Origin of the sequence: Massilia sp. YIM B02763 (genome assembly GCF_030412015.1) — a bacterium.
Lineage (GTDB): Bacteria > Pseudomonadota > Gammaproteobacteria > Burkholderiales > Burkholderiaceae_D > Telluria.
In genome coordinates this window covers 74,629-82,121 of record NZ_JASNRD010000022.1, presented here as the reverse complement: position 1 = coordinate 82,121, position 7,493 = coordinate 74,629, and the positions used below count along the sequence as shown (strand labels likewise).

Sequence of the window (7,493 nt, the reverse complement as noted above, 5' to 3'; positions counted from 1 at the left end):
CTGCTGCTGCGCGGTACCAAGCGTGAAGACGTCCAGCGTGGCCAGGTTCTGGCCAAGCCGGGCTCGATCAAGCCGCACACCAACTTCACCGGCGAAGTGTACGTCCTGTCGAAAGACGAAGGCGGCCGTCACACCCCGTTCTTCAACAACTACCGTCCGCAGTTCTACTTCCGTACGACTGACGTGACCGGCTCGATCGAGCTGCCGGCCGACAAAGAAATGGTCATGCCGGGCGACAACGTGTCGATCACCGTCAAGCTGATCGCTCCGATCGCGATGGAAGAAGGTCTGCGCTTCGCAATCCGCGAAGGCGGCCGTACCGTCGGCGCCGGCGTTGTAGCAAAAATCCTGGCCTAATTCATCAGGCTGAGATCGCCTGAAGGCGGCCTCCGGGCCGTCTGACGGGCACAACGATGGGGACAGACTTTTTGGTCTGTCCCCATCTGTTTGAGCGGGAACGATGATATACTCCCGCCTCTTGAGCTGTACCGAAGTACCTTTACCACATTGCCGGCATCAAGCCGGAACGTTCTTTTAAAGGAAATAGCATGTCCGCTCCGAATCAGAAAATCCGCATCCGCCTGAAAGCGTTCGACTACAAACTGATCGACCAGTCCGCTCTGGAAATCGTCGACACCGCCAAGCGCACCGGCGCCGTCGTCAAGGGCCCGGTCCCGTTGCCGACCCGCATCCAGCGTTTCGACGTGCTGCGTTCCCCGCACGTGAACAAGACCTCGCGCGACCAGTTCGAAATCCGTACGCACCAGCGTCTGATGGACATCGTCGACCCGACCGACAAGACCGTCGACGCACTGATGAAGCTGGACCTGCCGGCTGGCGTCGACGTCGAAATCAAGCTGCAGTAATCCCATTCGCCCGGGCGGACACGTTCCGCCGGCGACCACGGGGCCGGTACCGCATGGCGGACCGGCCCTGTTTTTTTGTTGCGGCGAAAGCAATACGAATTAGCCAAGCATTCGCGCCGCACTTGTGGCATAGTGAAACCATGAAAGCCCTCAAAAGCCAACTCGCATCGGAACTTCTTGCTGACCCGAAAGCGCGGGACCAGCTGCGGCAGTTCATCACGCGCGAGCGGCCGGCGTCTCCGGCGGAGCGACATGACGGCGGCGGTACGTTTCATATTCGCCGCGAAAACGGTCAACTGGTGCGCGCCGTGATCGTCCCCAACGCCAAGGCGGCATAAACCACGTTCGCATGAACGTTGCCCTGCCTGCGCTCATCGTCTTCCTGCTTCTCCTTCCCGGCTTCATCTTTCGGACCAACCTCAAGCGCTCCGAACGCACTTCTCTCGATTACTCGCCGTTCGGGCACGTCGTCGCCGAGGCGGTCCTGTGGGCCCTGGCCCTGCATTCGACCTGGCTCGGCCTGTCGCATTACTGGCCAGGCCACGACTTCGAGCCGCTCGTCCTGCTCAAGCTCCTGTCATCCGCCCCCACAAGCCAGGCGGAGGCAACCACTGCGGTAGTGAGTACCCCATCGCGGCCGACAAGAAGCCCGGCAGCGCGGACGGCAACGAAAGCCGCTTCTATGACGTCGACGGCGACTATTTCGTGCTGCGCTATAGCGAAGCGATTACCTTGAACATCCAGTACGCGCGTCTGATTCCCGAGGCAGAAGCCGTGTCCGAATACGCGAACCAGCGACCGGATCATCCCTAGGAGAGCGACATGACGCCGATGCTGCAGATACATGCCGAACGGGTACGCCGGACCCCGTGGACCACCGTCCTGCGCAACGCCTGGCTGCTCCTGCTCGGCTGCATGTTCCTCGGCATGGTGTTGCCGGCATCGCTGTTCCAGGCCGTCCGCCCGCTGCTCTTTGCCATGCCCGTCCTGATCCTGGCGGCGAAGGACCTGTCCCATCTGCCCGACGCGCTGGCGCGCACCCGCGCCGCGCTCGCCGCCCGCGACTGGCGCCGCCTCCCGGCCGCCTGGCTGCCGCCGGAGCTGGTCGGCCTGCTGCGCCTGGGCCGGGCCCAGCGCCGCGGCTGCATCGCGTGGCTGCTGCGGCGTCCGCAGCCGGCGGCGCCGGCGGGGCAGGCGTTCGGCTACCTCGGCGTCGGCGCCTACCGTACCGTGTTCGCCATCGCCGTGTTCTGCCTCCTGGTCGAGCTGCCGCTGGACGCGGCGATCGTTGCCGTGCTGCCCGTGGACCCGGACAAGCGCCGGCTGCTGCACGTCGTCATGACGATGGGCGGCATCGCGACGCTGGCCTGGGTGCTGGGCGACCGCTGGCTGGTCGGCGCCGGCTGCCATGCGCTGGACGGCGCCATCCTGCGGCTGCGCGTGGGCGCGCGGGCGGCCGGCGATATCCCCCTGGATGCCATCGCCGACTGCCGGCGCATCGACGAACCCGCCGCCCATTGGTGTGCGCGCCATGGCGTCGACGTCCTGCGCACGCTGACGGTTTCCCCGTTCGACAAGCCGAATGCCGTCCTGGTCCTGAAACGAGGCGAGGCCGTGCGCCTCGAGCACCTGGGGCGGGAGCGCGCAGGCATCGACTGCGTGTTCCTCTACGTCGACCGGCCCGATGCCCTGGTCGACGCCGTCGGCGCGGCGAGGAAGGAAGGCTGAACCGCAGGCGAACCGCTCTCGGCACCGCGACCGGCATTCTGAAACTTGATATAACTGAAACTCATCGCCGATAATCGCTCTCCAGGAGGAACGCGATGGCGACAATGAAGCAGGTGGCGGAGCGCGCCGGGGTTTCGATCTCGACGGTCTCGCACGTCATCAACAATACCCGGGTCGTCAGCGACGACGTGCGCCAGCGGGTGCTGGGCGTGATCGCCGAGATGCGCTACATCCCGAGTGCCGTGGCGCGCAGCCTCAAGAACGACAAGACGAACATGATCGGCGTGCTCGTGCCGGATTCGTCGAACCCGTATTTCGCCGAGCTGATCCGCTGGCTCGAGGACGCCGCTTTCGAGGCCGGCTACAACATCATCCTGTGCAATGCCCAGGGCGGCGCCGCCAAGCAGGCCGCCTACCTGCGCCTGCTGATGGAAAAGCGCATCGACGGCCTCGTGCTGGTGGTCAGCAGCGCCGACCGCGAGCGCGAACTGCTGACGCGCGCCGAGACCGTCCCGATCATCCAGATCGAGCGCGCGCTGCCCGGCCTCGAGGCGGATGCGATCCTGGCCGGCGAGCCGGGCGGCGCCGCCCAGGCCGCCCATCACCTGCTCGAACTGGGGCACCGCGACATCGCCTGCGTGGCCGGGCCGGCCAGCCTGCCGCGCACGCGCGAGCGCCTGGGCGGCTTCCTGCGCGCGATGGAGGAGGCCGGGCGGCCCGTGCCGCGCGAGCGCATCGTGCACGAGGCCTTCACCAGCGCCGGCGGCTACGCCGCATTCAATCGCCTGCTGACGTCGGACCGCCCGCCCAGCGCCATCTTCGCCACCAGCGACCTGATGGCCTTCGGCGGCTTGTGGGCCGCCCGCGAGATCGGCGTGCGCGTACCGGAGCAATTGTCCGTGATCGGGTTCGACGACCTCGACGGCGTCGGCTACACCAGCCCGCCGCTGACGACGGTGGCGCCGCCCAAGCGCGACATGGCGCGCCTGGCGCTTGCCTGGCTCGTCGAACGCATCCGCGGCGGCCAGGCGGCGCAGCGCCGCACGGCGTTGGAAAGCCGGCTCGTGCTGCGGGCGACCTGCGCGCCGCCGCGCTGAGGGGGCGTCGCTGCCTTCCGCCGCCGCCGTCCTCTTTGCTTCAAGGCCGCGGCGCGGCGCCTTCGGCGGGGGAGGGCGGGGTGCCGCGCGGCGCATCCCCGGCGCCGCCCAGCCAGTCGGCGTCCTGCGCCGTCGGCCGCGTATCGTGCACGTGCAGCGCCTGCGTCGGGTAGGCCAGCTGGACGCCGCGCTCCTGCAGGCCGTCGACGATCTGCAGCAGGATCTGCTGCTGGATGTCCATGAAGCGGTTGTAGTCCGGCGACTCGACCCAGTACACGACCTCGAAATTCATCGACGACGGCCCGATGCCCTGGAAATGGGCGCGGTCGAAGCTGACTTCCTGCTGGGCCTTGACGATCTCCGTCAGCATCGGCGGGATCGCGGCCAGTTTGTCGCGCGGCGTGTCGTAGGTGACGCTGATCGAGAACACGACGCGGCGGCGGCTCATGCGCGTCATGTTCTGCAGGCGGCTCTTGAGCAGGTCGGCGTTCGAGAACACCAGCTGCTCGCCGGACAGGCTGCGGATCCGCGTCGTCTTCAGCCCCACGTACTCGACGGTGCCCAGGTATTTGTCGACGATGATGAAGTCGCCGATCACGAAGGGTTTATCCAATACGATGGACAGCGAGGCGAACAGATCGCCCAGGATGTTCTGCACGGCCAGCGCCACCGCGATACCGCCCACGCCCAGGCTGGCCACCAGGGTCGTGATGTTCACGCCCATGTTATCCAGGATCATCAAGAGGATCACGATCCACAGCACCATGCGCGCGACGAAGCCCAGCGCCGCGGCCGAGGTCGCGCGGCCCGGCTCGGTGGCGCGGTTCTCGTAGTACTGCTTGAGCCAGCCGCGCAGCGCCGCATTGCCCCACAGCGCCGCCTGCACCAGCCCGACCACGATGGCCGTGCGCTTGGCGAACAGGTCGACGGACGGCGGCAGGTCCAGGAAGGTGCTGCCGGCATACAGGCCCATGACGGCCATCACCAGCAGCCGAGTGGCCTCGAGCGCCTCGACGGCGATGTCGTCGAGGCGGGTCGCGGTACGCTCGGACAGGATCCGCAGGTGGTGCACGACCACTTTCTTGATGACCACCAGGGCCAGCGTGACCCCGACGGCGATGCCCAGGGCCGTCAGCCAGGCCAGCACGGTGTTATTGAAGAAAACTAACTGCATTCAAAATCCCTTTCAGTATCGTCGGCGCCGCGTATACGGCTCGCGCCCGGCGCTCATGCGGCACGCGCCTGGCTTTCCGCCTGCCCTCGCGCCTCCTGGGCCGCGCTCGCCACCGCGTCGAGGAATTCCTGCCCCCAGCGCGCGACATCGTGTTCGGCGACGATGGCGGCCATGCGCTCGGTGCGGTAGGCGGCTTCGTCGGGCCCCATTGTAATGGCACGATATAAAGTGCTCGTCATCGAGTGCGTGTCGTACGGATTGGTCAGCAGGGCGCCATGCAGCTCGACGGCGGCGCCGGCGAATTCGGACAGGATCAGCGTGCCCGGCTTGCCGACGGCCTGGCGCGCCGCCACGTATTCCTTGGCGACCAGGTTCAGGCCGTCGCGCAGCGGCGTGATCCAGGCGATGCCGCAGGCGGCGTAGTGGGCCAGTACCGCCTCGAACGGCAGCGAACGGTAGAAGTAGCGCACCGGCACCCATTCCAGCGTGGAGAAGCGGCCGTTGATGCGGCCCACCGTGCGGTCGAGTTCCTCGCGCAGGCTGTCGTAGATTTCCATGCCGGGCGCCGCGGGGGTGATGATGTTCAGCAGCGTGACCTTGCCGGCCAGTTCCGGATGCTGTTCCAGCAGCCGCTCGAAGGCCTGCAGCTTTTCCAGCGAGCCCTTGACGTAATCCAGGCGCTCGATCGACACGATGCCCGTGCGGCCGGCCAGGTAACCGTCGATCTCGGCCAGGTCCTGCGCCACGGCGGGCGTTCGCATCAGGCGTTCGATCAGGGCGACGTCGGTGCCGACCGGGTGCGCGCCCAGGGCCACGCGCCGTCCGCCGACCTCGATGGCCGTCGTGGTCGCGTCGACCCCCAGTGCGCAGCCGTAGGTGAGGAAGCGCGGCGCGCAAGGCGTCGTGCCGACCACTTCCAGCGGCGTGAACGAGCGCGCCGCGTCGAGGAAGTTCTCGGCATAGCGCGGAACGTGGAAGCCCACGTAGTCGCATTGCAGCAGGCTGGCGACGATGTCGCGGCGCCACGGCAGGATGTTGAAGACGTCGCTGGACGGGAAGGCCGTGTGGTGGAAGAAGGCGATCTTGAGGTCGGGGCGCAGCGGACGCAGGAAGGCCGGCACCATCCACAGGTTGTAGTCGTGGATCCAGGCGGTGGCCCCTTCCGCCGCTTCGCGCGCCGTCTGTTCGGCGAACAGGCGGTTCACTTCAAGGTAGCGTTCCCAGTGGTCCTGGCGGAACACGGCGCGGTCCGGGAAGGAAAAGATGATCGGCCAGAACGCTTCCTTGGAAAACTTTTTATAGAACAGGTCGACGTCTTCCGCCGTCAGCGGGACGCGCGCCGCCTCCAGGTTCGGATAGCGCTCCCGGTCGACGGCGACGTGGCTGGTAAAGCCTTCGGGGGTGCGCGACGCCTGCTGCGACCAGGCGACCCAGGAACCCGTGCGGCCGTCGGAGAACAGGCTCAGCAGCGTGGGCATGATGCCGTTCGGGCTCTTCGGGCGGCGCCGCACGGGCACGCCGTTCTCGACGGCTTCGTCGAACGGCAGGCGGTGGTAGACCATTACCAGCTCCGCCTTGCCGCGCGCCTCCTCGGCCGGGGGCAGCTCGCGGCCCGCTTCGCCCAGGCCGTGGTGGGCCAGGCCGTCGAGGATGCCGCCGCAGCCGGCATCGTCGGCGATGTACACGTGCTTCATGCGGGCGACCGCCGCCACCAGGGCCGGCTCCGAGCCGCCCACGGCGATGCCGCGGAACCCTGCCTCGAACAGCGACAAATCGTTCAGCGTGTCGCCGGCGACGACGATGTGGGCCGGGTCGAAGCCGGCCGCCTCGGCCAGGCGGCGCAGGGCCGGGCCCTTGGCGACGCCGCGCGGCAGCACGTCCAGGTAGCGGCCGGCCGAATACAGCAGGTCGCAGCCGAGTTCCGCGACGGCGCTTTTCAAGGCCGGCGTGATCGCGTTTTCGCCGACGAAGAACGAGCAGCGCCGCTCCTGCGGCACGCTCTGGCGCTCCAGCTGGGGAAAGCCGGCCAGCGCCTTGAGCACGGCCTGGCTGCCGGGCCAGCGCGCGGCGATCTCGTGGTGCAGCGGTTCGACCGGGGTCAGGTCGCCGTGCACGACGGTGGCGCCGACGTCGGCGATGATGTAGTGGGGCGTCGGGATGGTCGGGTCGGCCAGCAGCGGGATCACGGACTCCAGGCCGCGTCCCGTCACGAATACCAGCGTCGCCCCTTCCAGGCCGCCCCCGAACAGTTCGCGCACGCGGCGCCGCGCTTCCTGCGGGCCGGCCAGCAGGGTGCCGTCGAGGTCGGTGGCGAGGACGAGCTTCCTCGGATCGAGGAAGGAAGGGCGGAAACGGAAGGGAACAGCAGCGGTCATGGGATCATCCTTGATAGCGATGTCCCGCCGTATGGCCGGCAAAGTGTGCCGGGCACGACGAGAGAATGGGCGCGCAACGTCGCGGCCGGGGGCCGGAGGCGCGCATGGGAATGGCGGACACGTCGTCGTTGCGTCCGCCGCGAAGAGGGAAAAGACAGCGGGGCCGCGGCAATATGCCGCCCCGTGCGCCAGCGAGAGGATTGGTGGTGATGCCTGTATTTATGGGTGTGAGACGGCGCTTGTCCCTCGATGA

General features: G+C 67.6%; 8 protein-coding genes. 6 read left to right on the top strand and 2 right to left on the bottom strand.

Translation table 11 applies throughout. The annotated features are described in order from the left end of the window. The 6 genes from QPK32_RS22385 to QPK32_RS22360 form a co-directional block, all read left to right on the top strand. The coding region (locus QPK32_RS22385; protein ID WP_290414995.1) for an elongation factor Tu at positions 1-357 on the top strand (357 nt) is incomplete at its 5' end. A 191-nt stretch (positions 358-548) separates the two neighbouring features. After that, positions 549-866 carry a 30S ribosomal protein S10 gene (gene rpsJ, locus QPK32_RS22380; protein ID WP_005663509.1) on the top strand — a complete coding sequence of 106 codons (318 nt, stop codon included), beginning with the start codon at positions 549-551 and terminating at the stop codon, positions 864-866. A gap of 140 nt (positions 867-1,006) precedes the next feature. Further along, positions 1,007-1,204: a hypothetical protein gene (locus QPK32_RS22375; protein ID WP_290414994.1), complete on the top strand. Its 198-nt coding sequence runs from the start codon at positions 1,007-1,009 to the stop codon at positions 1,202-1,204. A gap of 11 nt (positions 1,205-1,215) precedes the next feature. Further along, positions 1,216-1,602 (top strand): hypothetical protein, encoded by a 387-nt coding sequence (locus QPK32_RS22370; RefSeq protein WP_290414993.1) that lies wholly within the window; start codon positions 1,216-1,218, stop codon positions 1,600-1,602. 86 nt (positions 1,603-1,688) lie between these two features. After that, the gene (locus QPK32_RS22365; protein ID WP_290414992.1) at positions 1,689-2,594 is read left to right on the top strand and encodes a hypothetical protein; all 906 of its coding nucleotides are present in this window, start codon (positions 1,689-1,691) and stop codon (positions 2,592-2,594) included. 95 nt (positions 2,595-2,689) lie between these two features. Continuing rightward, on the top strand, positions 2,690-3,691 hold the full coding sequence (locus QPK32_RS22360; RefSeq protein WP_290414991.1) for a LacI family DNA-binding transcriptional regulator: 1,002 nt from the start codon (positions 2,690-2,692) through the stop codon (positions 3,689-3,691). A gap of 40 nt (positions 3,692-3,731) precedes the next feature. Here QPK32_RS22360 and QPK32_RS22355 read toward each other — a convergent pair whose 3' ends face one another. Together QPK32_RS22355 and ggpS are read right to left on the bottom strand one after the other, a co-directional pair. Beyond that, positions 3,732-4,865 carry a mechanosensitive ion channel family protein gene (locus QPK32_RS22355; RefSeq protein ID WP_290414990.1) on the bottom strand — a complete coding sequence of 378 codons (1,134 nt, stop codon included), beginning with the start codon at positions 4,863-4,865 and terminating at the stop codon, positions 3,732-3,734. Positions 4,866-4,918: 53 nt separating this feature from the next. Beyond that, positions 4,919-7,240 carry a glucosylglycerol-phosphate synthase gene (ggpS, locus tag QPK32_RS22350; RefSeq protein ID WP_290414989.1) on the bottom strand — a complete coding sequence of 774 codons (2,322 nt, stop codon included), beginning with the start codon at positions 7,238-7,240 and terminating at the stop codon, positions 4,919-4,921. Between the last annotated feature and the right edge of the window lie 253 nt (positions 7,241-7,493).

Excerpts from the sequence above, each read along its gene's own strand:
- rpsJ (WP_005663509.1), top strand. The coding sequence starts at position 549 with ATGTCCGCTCCGAATCAGAAAATCCGCATCCGCCTGAAAGCGTTCGAC.
- QPK32_RS22375 (WP_290414994.1), top strand. The coding sequence starts at position 1,007 with ATGAAAGCCCTCAAAAGCCAACTCGCATCGGAACTTCTTGCTGACCCG.
- QPK32_RS22370 (WP_290414993.1), top strand. The coding sequence starts at position 1,216 with ATGAACGTTGCCCTGCCTGCGCTCATCGTCTTCCTGCTTCTCCTTCCC.
- QPK32_RS22365 (WP_290414992.1), top strand. The coding sequence starts at position 1,689 with ATGACGCCGATGCTGCAGATACATGCCGAACGGGTACGCCGGACCCCG.
- QPK32_RS22360 (WP_290414991.1), top strand. The coding sequence starts at position 2,690 with ATGGCGACAATGAAGCAGGTGGCGGAGCGCGCCGGGGTTTCGATCTCG.
- QPK32_RS22355 (WP_290414990.1), bottom strand. The coding sequence starts at position 4,865 with ATGCAGTTAGTTTTCTTCAATAACACCGTGCTGGCCTGGCTGACGGCC.
- ggpS (WP_290414989.1), bottom strand. The coding sequence starts at position 7,240 with ATGACCGCTGCTGTTCCCTTCCGTTTCCGCCCTTCCTTCCTCGATCCG.